The organism is Paenibacillus borealis (assembly GCF_000758665.1).
Classification (GTDB): domain Bacteria; phylum Bacillota; class Bacilli; order Paenibacillales; family Paenibacillaceae; genus Paenibacillus_AQ; species Paenibacillus_AQ borealis.
Genome location: NZ_CP009285.1, coordinates 1,532,347 through 1,551,872 on the forward strand (window position 1 = coordinate 1,532,347; position 19,526 = coordinate 1,551,872).

The following is a 19,526-nucleotide window of genomic DNA, read 5'->3' on the forward strand; positions in this document are numbered from 1 at the left end:
GTCTTAACTGCTTCACGAACAACCTGCAAGCCGCCGCAAAGGAATGAGGGATTTCCCCCGTCTTCCTTCGCGGCGGCTTATTTTTTTAGATCAGGAGGTAGTGTTTGTAAATTCGCTGGAAGTGGACTAAATGAGGAAATAAAACGCAGAGGTGTCTTTGAATTGGCTGAAGTTGGCAGAATGGAGGGAAGAGAGGGAGCACATAAGTGTCTTTGATTTTCGCTCAAAGTCGGAAGAAGGAGGAACGGAGGCACAGTAGTGTGTTGGAATAAACCGAAGTAAGCGGAATGGAGGGAAGGAGAGGAAGCACAGAAATGTATTTGATTTCGCTCTAAGTCGGCAGAAGGGTGGGGATGTAGGCGCGGAGGTGTGTTGGAATAAGCCGAAGTAAGCGGAACGGAGGAAAGTAGATGTGGAAGTGTACTGGAGTTAGCTGAAGTCGGCAGAATGGAGTAAAGGAGGCGCAGTAGTGCGGAAGTGTCTTTAATATCGCCCAAAGTCGGCAGTTTGGAGGAACGGAGAGGTAAGGCCAGCCAAAAATCTTGCAGAAAATACAACAATGTGGGGCTCAAAACTCCCCATTTGCTAGAAATCCTGCAGAAAATACAACAATTTGAGGCTCGAAGCTGCTAACCCGCCAGAATTCTTGCAAAAAGTACAACAATGTGGGTTCACAAGCGCCAAACCGCCCAAAATCTTGCAAAAAATACAACAATCCCAGATTTGAAGGTAACAATCCGCCAGTAATCGCGCACATACAGGGAGTGTAGCTTTAATTTCACCCAAAGTCGACTGATCGGGGCAAACAGAGATTAGCCGCATCCTAATCCGCAAGGAAGGCAATCCTCACAAAAGGTTCGCTCTCCTTGCCCTCTGCCTGCAACAGGACTACTTAATCTGCCCCATGTCCAGGTTGACCCGGTAATTGCCGTACCCCAGCAGCTCGTCGAGAAAAGCGGCCAGCGCTTCCTGATTCACGGTGCGTACGCGCATCCAATAACAGCCTTCCCCGCTGATGCGGTACAGCTCGGCAACACTCGAATGGTTCTTCGCAAAGTTCTGAAAGGGCAGGTGAGCAGCATTGGTGCTGAGAAAAACCGTAATAAAAGCATGCATATTCTGCCCGATCCGGAGCGGGTTCCAGCGGATAGTGTAGCCTTCAATAATCTCAAGCTCCCGCATTCTGCGGATACGCGCGCCTACGGCTTGACCCGTCAGGTGGACCTCTGCACCGATATCTTTGTGGCTTAATGTGGAGTCTTCTATTAGTAGCTGGAGGATGCGGTAATCTGTATCGTCAATGAGGTAGGGACTCATAAGCGTAAATTCCTTTCCGGATGAAAGTAGGACAGGCTAATCTCTTTCACAGTACAATGTATTCTCATCCACAGTCGATTTATAATTAATTGTAGCAGAACACGAGCATTAGGAAGAGGTGTTTATGATGAAAATCCAACTTATCCGCCACGCCGCCCTTTGGCTGGAATACGGTGGTGTAACCTTTCTGGTTGACCCGATGCTGAGTGCCCAGGGAGTCAATCCGCCCATTATTAATACTGCGAATGAGCACCGGAATCCGCTGGTTTCTTTACCCGGTCCTGCCGCGCAGTGGCTGGAGCCGGATGCTGTGCTGGTAACTCATCTTCATCAGGATCACTGGGATGCTGCTGCGGCAGAGCTTTTATCACATGAGCTGCCGGTATTATGCCAGGAGGGGGACGGGGAGAGGATCACAGCCCAGGGCTTTGCCCGTGTCACAGAGATTAAGGACAGTGTGCCAGCTTCCTTCGGAGCAGTAACCTTGACACGGACCGGAGGGCAACACGGGACGGGAGAGATCGGAGAGCGAATGGGCAAGGTATCCGGTTTCGTATTCCGGGCAGAAGGTGAGCCTGTTCTGTACCTGGCAGGAGATACAATATGGTGCAGTGAGGTGGAGCCAGTGCTTGCCGGCCATCAGCCGGAAGTTATTGTCGTTAATGCCGGAGGAGCAAGCTTCGTAAGCGGGGGGCATATTACCATGAATGAGCAGGATGTTGTGGAGTTATGCCGTGCCGCACCTGCTGCCTCGGTAATTGCCGTTCATATGGATGCCATCAACCACTGCTATGTTACCCGTGAGCAGCTGAGTCAGCGTCTTGAATCCGAAGGGCTACTGGGCCGTGTCGCTATCCCCCTGGATGGAGAATGGGTGTAGTCCAAGGGAAAATCGGATAATCTGAAAACGATCTCACAATCTCCACCCCGACGCTTGACTATACCAAAAAATCATGATAAATTAATCCTTGTTCATGTTAATGTTCCCTGATAGCTCAGTTGGTAGAGCACTCGACTGTTAATCGAGTTGTCACAGGTTCGAGTCCTGTTCGGGGAGCCATTACTTGGAGAGATACCCAAGTGGCTATAAGGGGACCCTCTGCTAAGGGGTTAGACTGCGTAAGCGGTGCGAGGGTTCGAATCCCTCTCTCTCCGTAGATATACTTCCCTGCAAGGGAGGAGAACCCTCAGCGGTTCGTTGGAGCATAAGCTTCGTTAGGGATTCTCCGCAATCTCTCACGCAGTGAGAGTATCCCTCTCTCTCCGTTCTTGAAATGATTCATATGGATTAATACGTAAGGAGCTCATTTTGAGCTCCTTTTTTGCGTGCTTCCAGTCGGGCGTAGTGGATCCTTGAACGATGCAGCGTCCCTTTTGATGTCGCAATTACATATAATACATGTCGCATTTATCTACTAAAAAACCTGCTTATTATATGATACTTTATAGATGATGTCAGAATAATGTATATGGAGGTACGGGCGAATGAGCATTAGGATTGGCAAGATCAGCTTTTGGCATGTGCATGCCTGGGATTATACGAAGCAGGCTCAGGAGCATGGTGATACTGTAATCGCTGCGGTGTGGGACGAGGATGCGGAGCGGGGCAAGAAGGCGGCAGACAGCTTGAGTGTCCCGTTTTTTGATTCGTTGGAAGACATGCTTGCACAAAAGGATATCGATGCCGTTATTGTCGACGCGCCAACCAATATGCACCGGGATATCATCATTGCGGCTGCCAAAGCCGGCAAGCACATCTTCACCGAGAAGGTGATTGCGTCAACGTTAAGTGAGGTCAATGAAATCCTGTCAGAAGTCTCGGAGAATGGGGTCAAGCTAACTGTTTCCCTGCCCCGGTTAAATGATGGCTATACGCTATCTGTTCAGGACGTTTTAAACCAGCGAATGCTTGGAGAAATAACGTATGTCAGAGTCCGCTTATCCCATAACGGCGCAACTGCAAACTGGCTGCCCGAACATTTCTTTAGCTTGGAGCAATGCCAGGGCGGTGCTTTAATTGACCTTGGATGTCACCCCATGTACCTGGCAAGGCTGTTTCTGGATCAAGAGGTGACCGGTGTAAGCGCGAGCTTTGGGTATGTAACGGGCAAGGAAGTGGAAGACAACGCGGTGGCGACACTTTATACCAGTTCAGGAGCTATTGGTGTGGTGGAAGCCGGGTTCGTGAATAGCTACTCACCATTTACCATCGAAGTGCATGGAACGGAAGGAACCCTGCTATATGGAACGCCTGAAGAGAAGCTGCTCGTTAGAAGTGCCAAAGCGGCAGATAAAGGAGATTCCTGGAACGATATTCCTCTGATGGCCCGCCGGGAAAGTGCATTTGAACAATGGGTCACCCACATTCAGAACAACACGCTTGCGGCCGAGAATATTCAAATCGCAACCGAGCTTACAAGGTTAATGGAGGCGGCGAATCTCTCGGCGAAAGAAGGCCGTGTTATCCGGTTAGCCGAATTGAATCCTTGATTACTCATTTCATAAGAGCTTAGCAGGAGGATTACAATGAGCCATTTTCCCTTCGGGATTATGTTTGAGAAGCAGGATATGCTTGAAAGACTGGATATTTCAATTCTGTGGGGACATTATGAAATTTCAGTTCTCCGGTTTCATTTGACCTCTTTTCCGCCGGGAAAGGTCATTGATTTCCATAACCATGCTGAATTTGAATTTCATTTTATCCCGCGGGGCAAGGGGACAGTCATTCTTGGCGATCAGCTGTATCCTTTATCGGAGGGAATGCTCTATTTAACCGGACCGGGAGTCATGCATCGTCAGGAGGCGGATCCGGAGGAATCGATGGAGGAGTTATGTCTGCATGTCAAGATTACGGAGAAGCTCAGAGAAGATGCAGATCCATGGGAGGTCGCTGAAGCCGAGGAATGCGTTGAGAAGCTGAGGAAGCTTCCGCCTATACCTGCTCAAGATTATCACCGGGCTATGAAATGCTTTCTCGAAGCCTATGAGGCCTGTGACGGCAAGCTTACAGGGTATTACACCTCCATCAAACATCTCGTGATCAGTATTTTACTGAAGGTAACCAGAACTTATGATACTGGCGGGATGGGAACCTCCGCACCGGTCAGGGATATGCTGGCCTACCGCTATCAATATGCCATTCAGTACATGGAAGCGAATTCTTCAGCAACCGTGACTCTGGAGAATGTGGCTGAGAAGCTGAATATCAGCTCCAGGCAGCTGCAGCGAATATTTAAGCATATCCATCCGGATAAAACCTTCAGCCGGGTTCTTGAAGATATAAGATTGCAGGCCGTATGCAGCAAGCTTGAATCCGGTACCCTGCCGATCGAACATATCGCCCAGTCCGAAGGATTTACCAATGCGACCTACCTGCATTCGGTTTTCCGCAAGCGGCTCGGAATGACTCCGGCTGCTTACCGTAAGTCCAAAAAATTAAATTAAAAGTGAGGATGAGAGGATATGAGCAAAGTGTATCGTGTGGGCATTATCGGGTGCGGGGGCATAGCCAACGGGAAGCATCTTCCGGCCTTAAGCAGACAGGACAAAGTGCAGATAGTTGCCTTTTGCGACATTATTAAAGAACGGGCTGAAGCAGCTGCTGAACAATATGGAGGCGCAGATGCTGCGGTCTACACTGACTATCAGGAATTATTGAGGGATGCTTCTATTGATATTGTTCATGTTCTTACTCCGAATGATGCGCATGCGGAAATCTCCATTGCGGCGTTGGAAGCGGGAAAACATGTGATGTGTGAGAAGCCAATGGCCAAGACGGCGGCAGATGCCCTGCGTATGGTCGAAGCGGCCAAACGTACAGGCAAGAAGCTGACGATCGGGTATGACAACCGGTTCAGACAAGACAGCCAATACCTGAAGAAGGTCTGTGAATCCGGTGAGCTGGGCCATATCTATTATGGGAAGGCACATGCCATCAGACGGAGAGCTGTCCCTACCTGGGGTGTTTTCCTGGATGAGGAGAAGCAGGGGGGAGGGCCGCTTATTGATATCGGAACCCACGCGCTTGATCTGACGCTCTGGATGATGGATAACTATAAACCGAAGGTCGTACTGGGTACCAAATACCATGAGCTCTCCCGGAAAGAAGAGGCAGCCAATGCCTGGGGGCCATGGGATCCGGAGAAATTCACCGTGGAAGACTCCGCATTCGGGATGATTGTGATGGAGAATGGTGCAACGATTACGCTGGAAGCGAGCTGGGCGCTGAATTCGCTTGACGTGGATGAAGCCAAGTGCAGCTTAAGCGGAACCGAAGCGGGTGCGGATATGAAGGATGGTCTCAGAATTAACGGGGAAAAGCATAGTAAGCTGTACATGAAGGAAATTGAGCTCGGTGCCGGAGGAGTGGCTTTCTATGAAGGAAAAGCAGAGAAAGCTACGGATATAGAATTGAGAAAGTGGATTGAAGCAATTGAACAGGATAAGGATCCGGTCGTGACCCCTGAACAGGCTTATGTGGTCTCCCGGATTCTGGAGGCTATCTATGAATCTGCACAGACCGGTAAAGCGGTATATTTGAATTAAACGTCCTATCAGGCAAATGAGCCGGACCTCGATGTAAGAGGTGCCGGCTTGTATGTTTTTATCAAATAACGACAAAAAGTCTGTCGGTTCAACCCGTTACCCCTTTAATAAATTGAAGGATTGATGCTGTAAAGAGACAAATGTTATATTAATTGCGCAAAAATCAAGTATTGTATAAGAAAAGGAAACAAATCCTAAAACCATCCTGCTTCAAAATCCTCTGAATTACTCCTGTTTTCTTCGCGTTTTTCAAAATCCGACAAAAACCTACCGAATACTACACATACCATGTTATGTAACATAACACCAATTCTTGAATTTTATATTAATTCACATAAAAATTAGTGACGACACCCAACCCTTGTGTTAATATAAATGACATCATAAAGAAGAAAAGAGATGTGAGGCAGAGAAAGGGGATTTTTATTATTATGGGGAAAAGGGGATGGCGATGGAGTACTTCATTCAGCAACTAATAAACGGGATTTCCGTAGGCAGCATCTATGCTCTGATCGCCCTTGGCTACACCATGGTTTACGGTATCATCAAACTGATCAATTTTGCGCACGGCGATGTATTTATGGTAGGTTCGTTTATCGGACTCTACAGTGCCAAATATCTGGCGAATGCCGGATTGCCGCCCATCGTTGTCCTGCTCTTGTCGCTGATCATTTCGATGACCATCAGCGCATTGCTCGGTATCACAATAGAGCGTCTGGCTTACAAGCCGCTTCGCAAGTCTACACGGATTGCCGCGCTGATCACAGCGATTGGTGTATCCTTCCTGCTTGAATATACCGGAGTATTGATTCTCGGGCCTCAGGCTCAGGGCTTCCCGGATATTATGGATAAGAAGCAGTATCATCTGTTTGGAACTTCCATACAGGTTGAATCTAATCAGATTATGATTCTTCTAACAACGATTATTCTAATGCTTGTCCTGCAGTATATCGTCCGTTATACCAGAACCGGTAAAGCAATGCGGGCGGTATCGTTCGATGTGGAAGCGGCACGATTGATGGGGATCAACGTAGACCGCACCATTTCAGCTACTTTCGCAATTGGTTCAGCGCTTGCCGCTGCTGCCGGAGTCATTTTTGGAATGACCTATAACTCAGTCGATCCTTTGATGGGGGTTATGCCTGGACTCAAAGCTTTCGTAGCTGCGGTGCTCGGGGGAATCGGAAGTATTCCTGGTGCACTTGTAGGCGGATTGCTGCTGGGAACGGTAGAGACGGAAATATCTTCACTCGGATTCTCCTCATGGCGTGATGGCGTGGCCTTTGCGGTACTGATTCTGATCCTTATCTTTAAACCATCCGGACTGTTTGGCAAGAATGTCCGGGAGAAAGTGTAGGAGGGAATTACCGTGAAAAACTTGAATAAAAAATTCTGGATGGGCATTATTGTCGCCCTCGCATTCTATGGAGTAATCAAAGTTCTTCTAACAACCGGAGTTCTTAGTGATGTTAATCAGTCTATGCTCCTTCTGATCGGTGTTAACATCATGCTTGCCGTATCACTCAACCTGATTACCGGGATTACCGGACAGTTCTCCATTGGTCATGCCGGATTTATGTCCGTAGGTGCTTACACTTCGGCGATCCTTACGCTTGACTACAACGTGCCATTCGTACCGGCAATTATAGCTGGGGGACTTTTGGCGGCAGTATTCGGCGTACTGATCGGGATGCCTACCCTCCGGCTCAACGGTGACTATCTGGCCATCGCCACACTGGGGTTCGGTGAAATCATCCGGATTATCATGCTGAATACTGAATACGTCGGCGGGGCTTCGGGGCTCAGCGGTATTCCTGCCAAAACAACATGGACGATGTTATTCTTCTTCACCCTGATTTCTGTTGTTCTCATTAATAACTTCATTAGATCTACACACGGCCGGGCCTGTATTGCTATCCGTGAGAATGAAATTGCTGCAGAGGCTATGGGGATTAATACGACACGCTACAAAATTATCGCTTTCACCATCGGTGCTTTGTTTGCCGGGATTGCAGGCGGGCTGTCAGCTCATACGTTCTACGTTATCACGCCGGGCAGTTTCAACTTCCTGAAGTCGTTTGAAATTATCGTTATGGTTGTTCTCGGGGGACTTGGCAGCACGGCCGGTTCCATCGTCGGAGCGGTATTTGTTACCCTGCTCTACACGTACCTGCGTGAATTCCCTGAATGGCGCATGATTATTTACTCCATCGTGCTCATCCTGATGATGATCTTCCGTCCAAGCGGCCTGCTTGGCACAACCAAATTCTCATTCGGCAAGTTCGGTAAAAAGGAGGCTAAGGCAAATGACACAATCGAAGGCAGCAGTGCTCCTTGATGTTAAGGAAGCCAGCCGATCCTTTGGCGGACTTAAGGCAGTCAGTGATGTTTCCCTTCATATTAATAAAGGTGAACTGATTGGGCTGATCGGACCCAACGGCGCCGGCAAAACGACATTGTTCAATCTGCTGACCGGGGTTTACCCCCCTTCATCGGGCAGCATTCTTCTGAATAACGAATCCATCGGCGGCATGAAGCCTTATAAGATTAACCATAAAGGTGCCGCCCGTACGTTCCAGAACATCCGCTTATTTACGGCTATGACCGTGTTGGAGAATGTCAAAATTGCTTTTCATCAGCATGCGAAACACTCATTGTTCTCTTCTATGCTCCGTTTGCCGAAGCATTTCAAGGGAGAGGACGAAATCACTCAGAAGGCGATGGATATCCTCAAAATATTCAATCTTGCCGATCAGAGTCATGAGGTAGCCAGCAATCTGAGCTATGGTAACCAGCGCCGCCTTGAGATTGCCCGGGCGCTTGCGGCCGGACCCAAGCTGCTGCTGCTCGATGAGCCGGCGGCCGGGATGAACCCGAATGAGACACGTGATCTAATGAATCTGATCGCCTGGATCCGTGAAGAATTCGACCTTACCATTCTGCTGATCGAGCATGATATGTCGCTGGTTATGGGTGTCTGCAACCGGATTTACGTCCTGGACCGCGGTATCCTTATCGCTGACGGAACTCCGGTGGAAATCCGGAATAATCCAAAGGTTATCGAAGCGTATTTGGGACAGGAGGCGTAGAACTATGCTTACAGTACAAGGAATCAATGTTTATTACGGAGCTATTCATGCCTTGAAGGATCTCAGCATCAACGTGAAGCAGGGAGAGATCGTTACACTGATTGGAGCCAATGGCGCCGGGAAGTCCACGCTGCTCAAGACGCTTTCGGGGCTGCTTAAACCCAAAACAGGAAGTATTGAATTCCTGGATAAATCGATTGTGAATCAAAGTGTCCAGGCAATTGTTAAGGAAGGGCTGATTCATTGCCCCGAAGGACGGCGTGTATTCGCGAATATGTCCGTCGAGGAAAATCTGGAGCTGGGTGCTTATCTGCAGGATTCCGGCAGCCTGGCAGCCGACTTCCAGAAAGTCTACAATACTTTCCCGCGACTGCTGGAACGTAAGAAACAGCAAGCCGGAACGTTGTCCGGCGGGGAACAGCAGATGCTTGCCATGGGGCGGGCGATTATGGGTCATCCCAAGCTGCTGCTGCTGGATGAACCGTCCATGGGTCTGGCGCCGCTGCTGGTCCAGGATATTTTCAAAATCATCAAAGAAGTCAATGACGCCGGAACCACTGTACTGCTGGTCGAGCAGAATGCCCATCAGGCGCTCAAAATCGCTGACCGTGCCTATGTTCTCGAGACAGGTAGAGTAGTGCTTGAAGGGGACGCCAAGGAATTGGCCGATTCCGATGAAATCAAAATGGCTTATCTTGGTCACTAGGAGAGATTAGCCGCACCAAACCGCAGCATCACAGAAACAACATATAAAAATCAATTAATCGGGAGGCTGGGAGAAACAATGAAGAAAATTGGGGCCATTATTTTGTCGACAGTACTGACTGCGGTATTAGCATCGGGCTGTGGCAACAACACAGAGAACAGCGGTAACTCTGCAAGCGGCGGAAATGCTGCCGCAGGCACAATCAAAATCGGGGCTGACCTTGAGCTCACAGGCGGTCAAGCTTCTTTCGGCGACTCCGCATCGAAGGGCGCGAAGCTGGCTGTTGACGAGATCAACGCAGCAGGCGGTATTCTTGGTAAGCAGTTGGAACTGGTAATTGCAGATAACGCTTCGAAGTCTGAAGAAGCAACGCAAGCAGCACAGAAGCTGATTACCAATGACAAGGTTGTTACAATCATTGGCGCTTCTACTTCTACCAACACGCTGGGTATCGTTCCGGTTGCTACCGAGAAGAAGATTCCACTCGTAGCAGTAGGTGCAACCAACCCAAAAGTTACTGTTGATGAGCGCAGTGGCAATGTGAATGAATATGTGTTCCGCGCAGCCTTTATCGATCCTTTCCAAGGTGAAGTTATGGCTAACTTTGCACTCGACTCCCTGAAAGCAAAAACAGCTGTAATCTATACAGATACTTCGAGTGACTACTCGAAAGGTCTGCAGAAGTTCTTCGAAGAAACCTTCAAAGCTAAAGGCGGCGAAGTGCTGAGCCAAGAGTCCTACCAACAGAAAGACTCTGACTTCAAAGCCGTTCTGACACGTATCAAAGCAGCTAACCCGGATGTAATTTACCTGCCGGGCTACTATGAAGAAGTAGGTAAAATCGTAAAACAGGCCCGTGAAATGGGCATTACCGTTCCATTCCTGGGCGGAGACGGATGGGATTCTCCGCAGCTGGCTGAAATTGCTGGTGCAGCAGCTCTTGAGAACACATTCATGTCTAACCACTACTCGCCTGAAGATACGGCTACTGAAGTAACCAGCTTCGTTGAAGCCTATAAAGCAGCTAACGGCGGCGCAGTTCCAGACGGTATGGCTGCCCTTGGTTATGATGCATTGAAACTGGTTGCTGATGCAATCACCCGTGCAGGTGAAGCTGATCCGGCCAAAATTACAGAAGCTTTGGCAGCAACCAAAGATCTGCAGCTCGCTACAGGCAAAATTACCCTGAACGAAACACATGACCCGGTTAAAGCGGCTGTCGTTCTGAAATTCGTTGACGGTAAACAGACATTCGAAACAAAGGTTAATCCTTAAGAAGTAAACCCGCATATACTAAGGGGAACGGAATTGGGGTTCTAAACCGCAGGAGGCCGCACGGCCTCCTGCATCACCTTAGCTGAGAAGAGAAAGGCTCAATTTCGAGCCTTTCTTTTCGTATATCACAGGAAGGCTATGCTCACAAAACTTTGAGGGGGAATCAGCATGATTGTTGGCGTACCCGCAGAAATCAAAAATAATGAGAACCGCGTCGCAATAACCCCGGCCGGGGTGGAGGCGCTCCGGAAGGCGGGTCATGAAGTGTTCGTTGAAGCTTCTGCGGGCACAGGCAGCGGCTTCGATGACCGGGAATACCTGGATAAAGGCGCAGTGATTCTGGAGACCGCTGCGGAAGTCTGGGGCAAGGCGGAGATGATCATTAAAGTGAAAGAGCCTCTGCCGGAGGAATATGCTTTTTTCCGTAAAGGTCTGATTCTCTTCACCTACCTGCATCTGGCACCTGAAGCAGTGCTGACTAAGGCGCTTCTGGATAGCGGAGTCACAGCGGTCGGGTACGAGACAATCCAGCTTGAGGATGGCTCCCTGCCGCTCCTTATCCCGATGAGCGAGGTTGCCGGACGGATGGCTGTTCAGATCGGTGCCGGGCTGCTGGAGAAGCCTCAGGGAGGCAAAGGTGTCCTGCTTGGCGGTGTGCCGGGAGTACAGCCTGGAGAGGTAGTGATTGTCGGCGGCGGTATTGTCGGCACCAATGCGGCGAAGATTGCCCTGGGGATGGGGGCACGGGTGACAGTCCTGGATCTGAATGCGAACCGGCTGCGGGCTTTGGATGATATTTTTGGCGGACGCCTGGTTACAGTGATGTCGGATTCCTATCATCTTGAACAGGCTGTACGCCGAGCTGATCTGCTGATCGGGGCTGTGCTGATTCCCGGTGCCCGTGCTCCGAAGCTGGTCAAAGAGTATATGGTGCGGCAAATGGCAGAGGGCTCTGTGATCGTAGATGTTGCGATTGATCAGGGCGGCTCGATCGAGACTATTGACCGGATTACAACGCATGAGAATCCGACCTATGTGAAGCATGGCGTGGTGCACTACGCTGTGGCCAATATGCCGGGGGCGGTCGCCCGGACTTCGACACTGGCGCTGACCAATGTGACGATTCCCTATGCGCTGCAGATTGCCAATCTTGGCATTCATGTGGCTGCGGTCAACAACGCGGCGCTTGCGCGCGGACTGAATGTGGTGGCTGGACATGTAACGAATCTTGCGGTGGCGCAGAGTCTGGGCTACGAATGCGCGGATGGAATCCGCGTACTAGCTGCCGCTGGCGGACGTATTTAACAATGGGAGAATATCGTTTCTGTCCCCGCGGGAAGGCGGGGCTGGGATGGGGAGAAACGGAAGCTGCACACCGCAATTCTCCCCGATATTTTCTTTAGAAAAAAAGCTTGTCAAATTCACCGGGGTTTGATATACTCATTTTTGTTGTGACAAACACACAAACTTATCATATGGCTCGTTGGTCAAGGGGTTAAGACACCTCCCTTTCACGGAGGTAACATGGGTTCGAATCCCATACGAGTCACCATAATCTTCTTCGATTGATGGGATGAGAATTCCCTGGGTTCGTTGAAGCCTCAATATGCGGTAGTGGTGGAATGGCAGACACGCTATCTTGAGGGGGTAGTGGGTGTATACCCGTGGAGGTTCGAGTCCTCTCTACCGCATAACATGTAATGGCTGAAACCCCTGATGATTCAGGGGTTTTTTGTTTTTTTATTTTTGCCGGAGGCGTAAAAAACATTTAAAAAGAGTTTGCAGATAGCGGCTTGTCTCCGGACGGGCTGCTTTTTGTTGTTGCATGTGAATTATCCCCATCCCCTCATTTAGGGAGTCATTTCCATTGACGGCGCCTTCATGTTCCGTTATACCTGCATATATATCAGAAATCGACAGGAACGGGGGGGTCTGCAATGAATTTTTTAATTCCGGTCATGCTTGTGGATGATGAGCCGCTTGCACTTGATAATGTATATCAAATGGTACCTTGGGCAGAAAATGGTTTTGAAGTGGTCGCGAAGGCAACGAGCGGACGTATGGCGCTGCGGTTATTCGAGAAATTGCAGCCGCAGATTGTTATTACCGATATTTCCATGTCTCCTATGGACGGCCTGGAGCTGGGCAGGCAGGTTGTCCAGCTTGCTCCCAAAACCCGGGTGATCTTTCTGACCGCTTACCGTGATTTCGATTATGCCCGCCAGGCACTGGAAATGCGTGCGGCCCATTATCTGCTTAAGCATGAAATCAGCCGCAACCGCCTGTTGGAGCAGCTGAAGCTGCTCAAGGAAGGCTTGGCAGCAGAAGCAGCCGAGGAAGAAGGCCGCGGACATGCGCTCCAAATCCTGCTAAAGGATATGTTAGCAGGCAAATATCAGGTCCCTGCGGGGAATCAGGAGTCCCGGCTGCACCGGCTCGTTACAGAACATCAGCAGGGGCAGCCGGCACTGCTGTATTTCGAGCTGGGCGCTGCAATTCTGCTGGACGGCAGCCGCCGGAGCAGCCGCTTGCCTGTATCTTCCGCCTGGAAGCAGATTGAGGAAGAGATCCGCCACCAGTCCGCAGAGCTGGAGGAAATACATATTATGGAGATGGATGAAGGCGGCTACACTGTGCTGCTGAAGCTGTCTTCTTCGAGCAGTCTGTTGCTTCAGCATTATCTCCTGCGGCAGATTGCCGGCCAGGTGCTGACCAGTCTGGGAACCTGTTATGAGGGCGGGCTGCCCCGAATTCTCATCTCTGCCGGCAGCCCAGAATCGCCGGACCGGAGATATGCGGCGATGAGACAGGCGTATGATTATTCGTTTTTGCTGCCGCCTGGTGCCGTATTTCTGCTGGAACAAGCCTCCTCTGCCGGCGGAGCTTCCGTTATTGCTGGCGAGATCAGGCAGTACTTGCTGTCTCCTGACAGGAGCCTGCTGGACGGGCTGAAAGTCAGCTTGGAGAAAATAACCGCCCTGGCCTCTCTGGGAGAATTGCGCGCAGCCATAGGTGAGGTCGGTGCCGAATGCCGCAAGGACGGAGACGGCTCTGACCTGGAGCTAGGCACGGACGCACGGCAGATTGTAAGCGCCCTGTACCGGCTATTGGAAGAACGTCTGCAGCGGCGGCAGCCCGGGAATCATTATTCCCGCTGGGTGAACAAAGCAATGGATTATGTGGCCGGCAATTATGCCGATCCGGACCTGTCCCTGGAGACGGTCGCGGGCCATCTGCAGATCAGCAGCATCCATCTGCGTACCACCTTCAAACGGGAGACCGGCCAGTCTCTGCTGGACTATACAACGGAATACCGGATTTCACTGGCCAAGCAGCTTCTGCAGACCGGTGATTACAAGATTTACGAGGTATCCGAGAAGGTGGGCTACAAAACCAGCCAGTATTTCAGCCAGGTATTCAAAAAAACCACCGGCATGCAGCCCAAGGACTTCCTGCAGCAGAAGGAAGGTGAATAGCTATGCGCAAAATCAAGAACAAAATACTTGGCAGCGTTATTCTTATCGTCACTTTGTCGGTCTCTGCCATCAGTGCGCTGGCCTATGAGCAGTTCTCTTCGATTCTCGAAACCCAGGCGCTGCGTGAAGACACTATTCATCTGGAGCAGACAACGAATCAGATGAATCACCTGATTGACGACGTGCAGAAATATGCCGCCAATATGGTCAACGATGAGCTGCTTCAGCAGTTTGCAGCGAAGCTGCAATATCCCTCGACGTACGATGAGCTGAGTGCCTACCGGGATGTAGTCACCCAATTGACCAAATTTAATGTGCTGCGTGACTACCTCGAAAGCTCGGCCATCGTCCGCTCTGACGGCAAGGTCTTCTGGTCATCACTGTATATTGATCCTTATTTTGAACGGCTGCTTCAGGAAGACTGGTACCAGAAGGCGCTGGCCAGCAACGCCAAAAGCGGATTTTCAGCTCCCCACATCATTCTGGACCCCGACAGCAAAAAAATTGTCAGCTTCTTTATCCGTTTCGATCCCGAGTACGGCGGTGTGCTGCTTCTGAATATTGATTATGAAGCTTTTGAGAGTCTGTTCCAGTATTTGGGCCAGTCCTTCGACCAGGTGGCCTGGATCGGGCCGGATCAATCGCTGCTATATCAGCAAGGCAACGCAGCAGAGTTCCCTGCGCAAGTGCTGACCGCAGACGGCCCGGAAATTCAAGTCACCAAGCATGACAAGGGATATTATCTGGCCAGTGCTTTTGATAAATCGGAGTGGTCTGTCTTCACGTTTACCTCTAACGACCGGTTCTACGAGTGGGTAGGATATATTGTGCGGTACTGGGCGGTCTTCCTCGCGTTATGCCTCATCCTCTGCTTCCTGCTGTTTCTTCCGATTATCTCCAGTATTATCCGTCCGATTCTGCAGATGACCAAAGCGATGAAGCAGGTATCGATGGGCAATTACAATGTTCAGCTGTCGTTCCGCAGCAATGACGAGCTCTCTGTGCTGAAGAATGGCTTTGAGATGATGCTTGGCGATATTGAGCGGCAGATGAGCGAGAAGGTGGAGCAGGAACGCTGGAAGCGTAAGATGTCTGCGGAGCTGCTGTTCGCACAGATCAACCCCCATTTTATCTACAATACCTTGAACACTGTTGTTTATCTGGCCCGCAAAAAAAACTACATGGCTATCGAAGAAATGATTGAATCCTTTATTGGCATTCTGCATGATGCCGTCAATATCGGCGATGCCGGTCTGTATGTCACGGTGGAGCAGGAGATGAACATTATCGATCACTTTGTACGTATTCAAAAATACAGATATGCGGACCGCTTCGAGCTGGTCTGGAACGTAGAAGAGCAGGTACTGGGCGACTCTATTCCCAAAAGCCTGATTCAGCCGCTGGTGGAGAATGCTATTTTTCACGGATTTTCAGAGAAGGAGTCAATCGGGCGTATTGAGATCATTATCCGCAAGCGCAGCGGACGGCTGTTAATCTCGGTCAGGGATGACGGGTGCGGCATGAGCCAGGAGAAGGCACAGGCCATTATGAACGGAACGCTGCCGCCGGCACGCCTTCCTTCCGGGGCTATGAAACAGATTGGGCTGTGGAATATCCGGGAACGCATCGAGTATTTGTACGGGCAGGAAGGCCGCTTGGTCATCCGCTCAAGTGAGCAGGAAGGCACCAAAATATCCGTTCTCCTGCCATCAGGGCAGCAACCGGTAGAGTGAAAGCACTATCATTATTTATACAAAATCATCGGATCGTCTAATTGTTGGGCGATGCCGTCATGCTTATAGTAAGACTATACAGACGGACAGGGCATGAGAGAAACCGCCGGCTGTCACAACAGAGGCAAGGGGGACAATAATTTGCACAATCTATTCAGTAAAAAAGCATCCGTTATAGCGCTTGTTCTAACACTGTGCTTCACCATGGTGCTAGCCGGCTGCGGCAACGGCAAGGGTAACAACGCCACTTCCGGGGACGCCGGCACCACGAACAGCACGAATAGCTCAAGCGATCCTGCAAACGCTTCCGGAAAATTGACCGTATGGGGCTGGGACAAAGCCTGGTTCGAAGGTACCGGAGCGAAGTTTAACGAGAAGTTCCCGAATGTAAAGCTGGATTTCGTCGAAGTATCAGCGGGCGATTATCTGAAGAAAATCCAGACCTCCATCGCCTCCGGCTCCGACCTGCCGGATATCATCTGGGGGGAGGCTGCGTTCCGCGGGGCTCTGTATGAGCTTAACGTCCTGCAGAGCTTATCGGGAGAGCCGTACAACTTCGATACCTCCAATCTGCTCGACTTCGAGCTTCCGCTGCTGACCAACAGCAAGGGAGAACTCGTCGGTCTGGAGCAATCCGGTTCTCCCGGAGCACTGGCCTACAAGCGTGACCTGGCGAAGCAATACTTCGGAACCGATGATCCTGATGAATTAACAGCTATGTTCACCGATTGGGATACCTTTATTGCCAAAGGCAAGGAGGTATATGAGAAAAGCGGCGGCAAAACCTTCATGCTGGGAAGCCTGATGGATGCCTACACCATCCTCTCCAATCAGGGTACAACCGCAGTTGTTGACGGAACCAAAGTGAACACCGCAGAGGTGCTGCGGATCTTCACTCAACTGCAGTCCATCCGTGACAATAACGCAGAGGGCAAGCTGGCGATGTGGTCGCCGACCTGGAATGCTTCGTACTCGCAGGATAACGTAATCTTCTATCCGGCAGCGAACTGGTCTCCGGAATTCGTAATTAAGCCCAACGACAAGGCCAGCACCGGCCGCTGGGGCCTGATGGTTCCTCCGGAAGGCGGATATCCGTACGGCGGTACAACCATCGGTATCTGGAAAGACAGTAAGAACAAGGATGCCGCATGGGCTTATCTTAACTGGCTGTTAGGCACAGACGAAGGCGCTGAAGCGAACTTCGCAGCCTCCGATTACATTTTGCCGCTGAAATCCTTCTTCAAGGATACCTCCAAGCTATCTTCCGGGGCGGATGAATATTTCGGGGGACAGGATCTCGGAAAGTTCTGGGTAGAGAAGGTATTCCCGAACATGAAATCCAAAGCGGTGACCAAATACGACCAGGATATTTACAGCTCTTCCGAGCTGGTGCTCCAGGTCATGGCACAGGATAAGAGCTTTGATGCCCGGCAGGCGCTGGACAAGTGGGAAGAACAGCTGAAGAAGAACCACCCTGAGCTGACATTTGAATAAGAAATATACTATATAAAAAGCGGCAGCCGCCCGCAAGGACAGGCTGCCGTTTTAACGGACAGGAAGTGAAAGATCATGCAGAAAGCGAAAGGAATCAGCAGTAAAAATAAATGGCCGTATCTGTTCATTACACCTTATTTCTTGTCCTATGCAGTACTAAGCTTGTTCCCGATTCTCTTCACCCTCTACATCAGCCTTACGGATTGGGATTTGTACGGCAACCGGAATTTTATCGGACTCAGCAATTATACACAGCTGTTTTTTCATGATGCATTCTTCTGGAAATCCCTGCTCAACGTCATCATCTTTATGGCAGTTTACCTTCCGGCCCTTGTCCTCATGGGCATGCTGATGGCCAGTCTGATCGAGAGCAAGCTGATCCGCCGCAAAACCTTTTTCCGTCTCAGTGTATTTAGTGCCTACATGACAACTCCGGTCGCTGTGGGAATTATCTTCTCACTGCTGTTCGACTGGCAGGGCGGGTTCTTCAACAATATGCTGATGGAGATGGGCCTCATTCAGGAGAAGATTAATTGGCTGGGCTCAGCCAGCTCTTCCCGCTGGGTAGTCATCCTGATGGTCTTCTGGAAAAACCTTGGATATTTCGTCATGTTCTACACTGCAGGGATGGCCAGCATTGATACGTCCATCTACGAGGCGGCAGTCATTGACGGAGCCTCTTCCAAAGATGTGTTCACGCGCATCACCATTCCGCTGCTGAAGCCGATCAACCTGTTTCTGATTATTACTTCCATTATCAGCGGCTTGCAGCTGGTGGAAGAACCGATGCTGCTGTTCAGCGGCTGGGCTTCCGGCTCCAGCATGGTAGGGGGGCCTGACGGTTCGACCTTCACACCGATCTGGTACATGTTCGATGCTTCCTTCAACGGCAGTGCGTTCAAGTACGGCAAAGGGGCAGCGATCGCTTATGGTACCTTCCTGTTCATCGCCTTATTCTCGGTGGTCGGCATGAAATGGATCAACAGGGACGGTGACGATAAATGAGAGCCAAAAAGTTCTTTACCGTATTGCTGCTTAGCCTGATCGCTATCGCTTTCCTGTTCCCGTTCTACATGATGATTGTGATGGGAACCTATTATTCCGAGGATCTGTTCAAGCAGCTGCCGATTCTGCCGAGCGACTATCTGCTGGAGAATCTGAAGACGATTATGTCCGCGAGCTTCCTGCGGAATTACTGGAACAGCTTCTATGTTGCTGTACTGTTCACCCTGGTGACTGTTGGGGTTGCCTCCATTACCGGCTTTGCTTTTGCGAAATATGAATTTAAGGGTAAAAATGCACTGTACGGCTTCATTCTGCTGACGATGATGATCCCCGGCCACCTGGGCCTGATTGCTTATGTTATGGAGATGAAGTGGTTCCACCTGAACAACACCCATGCGCCGCTGATTCTGGCCGGACTGAACAATGCCTTCGGCGTATTCTTCATGACCCAGTTTATCCGCTCCTCCGTTCCGACGGAGGTCATCGAAAGCGCGCGGATCGACGGCTGCTCCGAGCCGGCAATTCTCACAAAAATTGTAGTTCCGTTCCTGATGCCTGCCATCAGTACCCTGGGGCTGATCTCCTTCCTTGGCTCCTGGAACGGCTATCTGCTGCCTCTGGTAACGATCAACAAGCCGGAGCTGTATACGCTGCCGCTGGGGATTGCGAATCTGTCCACAGTCTTCCGCACGGATTATTCGGCGAGTATCCTGGGTCTGACCCTGGGCACGCTTCCGCTGATCGTTCTCTTCCTGTTCGGCTCCAAAACACTGGTCCGGGGACTCACCGGCGGTGCGGTTAAAGGGTAAGACCAATAAACAGATATGAAACCAAGCAGAATACCTGAACTAGTTCAGCAGCAGAAGAATAGGCCGCCATTTGGCGG

The 19,526-nt window shown here is 50.4% G+C and carries 16 protein-coding genes and 4 tRNA genes; 19 read left to right on the forward strand and 1 reads right to left on the reverse strand.

What is annotated here, in order from left to right:
* Nucleotides 1-888: 888 nt before the first annotated feature.
* A complete protein-coding gene (locus PBOR_RS06490; protein WP_042210980.1) occupies nt 889-1,317 on the reverse strand; it encodes an Lrp/AsnC family transcriptional regulator in 429 nt (142 codons plus the stop codon).
* Nucleotides 1,318-1,444: 127 nt separating this feature from the next.
* Here PBOR_RS06490 and PBOR_RS06495 point away from each other — a divergent pair, with 127 nt between their 5' ends.
* The 19 genes from PBOR_RS06495 to PBOR_RS06585 all read left to right on the forward strand — a co-directional run bounded on the left by PBOR_RS06495 (nt 1,445) and on the right by PBOR_RS06585 (nt 19,449).
* On the forward strand, nt 1,445-2,197 hold the full coding sequence (locus PBOR_RS06495) for an MBL fold metallo-hydrolase (protein ID WP_042210981.1): 753 nt from the start codon (nt 1,445-1,447) through the stop codon (nt 2,195-2,197).
* A 104-nt stretch (nt 2,198-2,301) separates the two neighbouring features.
* Nucleotides 2,302-2,377, forward strand: a tRNA-Asn gene (locus PBOR_RS06500).
* A gap of 6 nt (nt 2,378-2,383) precedes the next feature.
* A tRNA-Ser gene (locus PBOR_RS06505) sits at nt 2,384-2,472 on the forward strand.
* A 330-nt stretch (nt 2,473-2,802) separates the two neighbouring features.
* The gene (locus tag PBOR_RS06510) at nt 2,803-3,807 is read left to right on the forward strand and encodes a Gfo/Idh/MocA family protein (RefSeq protein WP_042210982.1); all 1,005 of its coding nucleotides are present in this window, start codon (nt 2,803-2,805) and stop codon (nt 3,805-3,807) included.
* 36 nt (nt 3,808-3,843) lie between these two features.
* Nucleotides 3,844-4,761 (forward strand): helix-turn-helix domain-containing protein, encoded by a 918-nt coding sequence (locus PBOR_RS06515; RefSeq protein ID WP_042210983.1) that lies wholly within the window; start codon nt 3,844-3,846, stop codon nt 4,759-4,761.
* Nucleotides 4,762-4,779: 18 nt separating this feature from the next.
* Nucleotides 4,780-5,862 carry a Gfo/Idh/MocA family protein gene (locus PBOR_RS06520; RefSeq protein WP_042210984.1) on the forward strand — a complete coding sequence of 361 codons (1,083 nt, stop codon included), beginning with the start codon at nt 4,780-4,782 and terminating at the stop codon, nt 5,860-5,862.
* Nucleotides 5,863-6,313: 451 nt separating this feature from the next.
* Nucleotides 6,314-7,219 carry a branched-chain amino acid ABC transporter permease gene (locus tag PBOR_RS06525; RefSeq protein WP_042219017.1) on the forward strand — a complete coding sequence of 302 codons (906 nt, stop codon included), beginning with the start codon at nt 6,314-6,316 and terminating at the stop codon, nt 7,217-7,219.
* A 39-nt stretch (nt 7,220-7,258) separates the two neighbouring features.
* Nucleotides 7,259-8,200 (forward strand): branched-chain amino acid ABC transporter permease, encoded by a 942-nt coding sequence (locus PBOR_RS06530; RefSeq protein ID WP_042219019.1) that lies wholly within the window; start codon nt 7,259-7,261, stop codon nt 8,198-8,200.
* Nucleotides 8,169-8,951 carry an ABC transporter ATP-binding protein gene (locus PBOR_RS06535; RefSeq protein ID WP_042210985.1) on the forward strand — a complete coding sequence of 261 codons (783 nt, stop codon included), beginning with the start codon at nt 8,169-8,171 and terminating at the stop codon, nt 8,949-8,951. Before PBOR_RS06530 ends, PBOR_RS06535 begins: the two co-directional genes overlap by 32 nt.
* Before the next feature lie 4 nt (nt 8,952-8,955).
* Nucleotides 8,956-9,657 (forward strand): ABC transporter ATP-binding protein, encoded by a 702-nt coding sequence (locus PBOR_RS06540; RefSeq protein ID WP_042210986.1) that lies wholly within the window; start codon nt 8,956-8,958, stop codon nt 9,655-9,657.
* Between the two features lie 78 nt (nt 9,658-9,735).
* Nucleotides 9,736-10,932, forward strand: coding sequence for an ABC transporter substrate-binding protein (locus tag PBOR_RS06545; protein ID WP_042210987.1), 1,197 nt, complete (start codon nt 9,736-9,738; stop codon nt 10,930-10,932).
* A gap of 168 nt (nt 10,933-11,100) precedes the next feature.
* Nucleotides 11,101-12,237, forward strand: a complete 1,137-nt coding sequence (gene ald, locus PBOR_RS06550; RefSeq protein ID WP_042210988.1) for an alanine dehydrogenase — start codon at nt 11,101-11,103, stop codon at nt 12,235-12,237.
* A gap of 172 nt (nt 12,238-12,409) precedes the next feature.
* Nucleotides 12,410-12,484, forward strand: a tRNA-Glu gene (locus PBOR_RS06555).
* Between the two features lie 56 nt (nt 12,485-12,540).
* Nucleotides 12,541-12,623 (forward strand) — tRNA-Leu (locus PBOR_RS06560).
* A gap of 246 nt (nt 12,624-12,869) precedes the next feature.
* On the forward strand, nt 12,870-14,408 hold the full coding sequence (locus PBOR_RS06565) for a response regulator transcription factor (RefSeq protein WP_042210989.1): 1,539 nt from the start codon (nt 12,870-12,872) through the stop codon (nt 14,406-14,408).
* Between the two features lie 2 nt (nt 14,409-14,410).
* A complete protein-coding gene (locus PBOR_RS06570; protein WP_042210990.1) occupies nt 14,411-16,141 on the forward strand; it encodes a histidine kinase in 1,731 nt (576 codons plus the stop codon).
* Nucleotides 16,142-16,282: 141 nt separating this feature from the next.
* Entirely contained in the window at nt 16,283-17,635 is a 1,353-nt protein-coding gene (locus tag PBOR_RS06575; RefSeq protein ID WP_042210991.1) for an ABC transporter substrate-binding protein, read from the forward strand.
* A gap of 75 nt (nt 17,636-17,710) precedes the next feature.
* Nucleotides 17,711-18,640: a carbohydrate ABC transporter permease gene (locus PBOR_RS06580; RefSeq protein ID WP_042210992.1), complete on the forward strand. Its 930-nt coding sequence runs from the start codon at nt 17,711-17,713 to the stop codon at nt 18,638-18,640.
* Complete coding sequence (locus PBOR_RS06585; RefSeq protein ID WP_042210993.1) at nt 18,637-19,449, forward strand: carbohydrate ABC transporter permease; 813 nt, start codon at nt 18,637-18,639, stop codon at nt 19,447-19,449. The genes PBOR_RS06580 and PBOR_RS06585 overlap by 4 nt, the downstream gene beginning before the upstream one ends.
* Nucleotides 19,450-19,526: the final 77 nt, after the last annotated feature.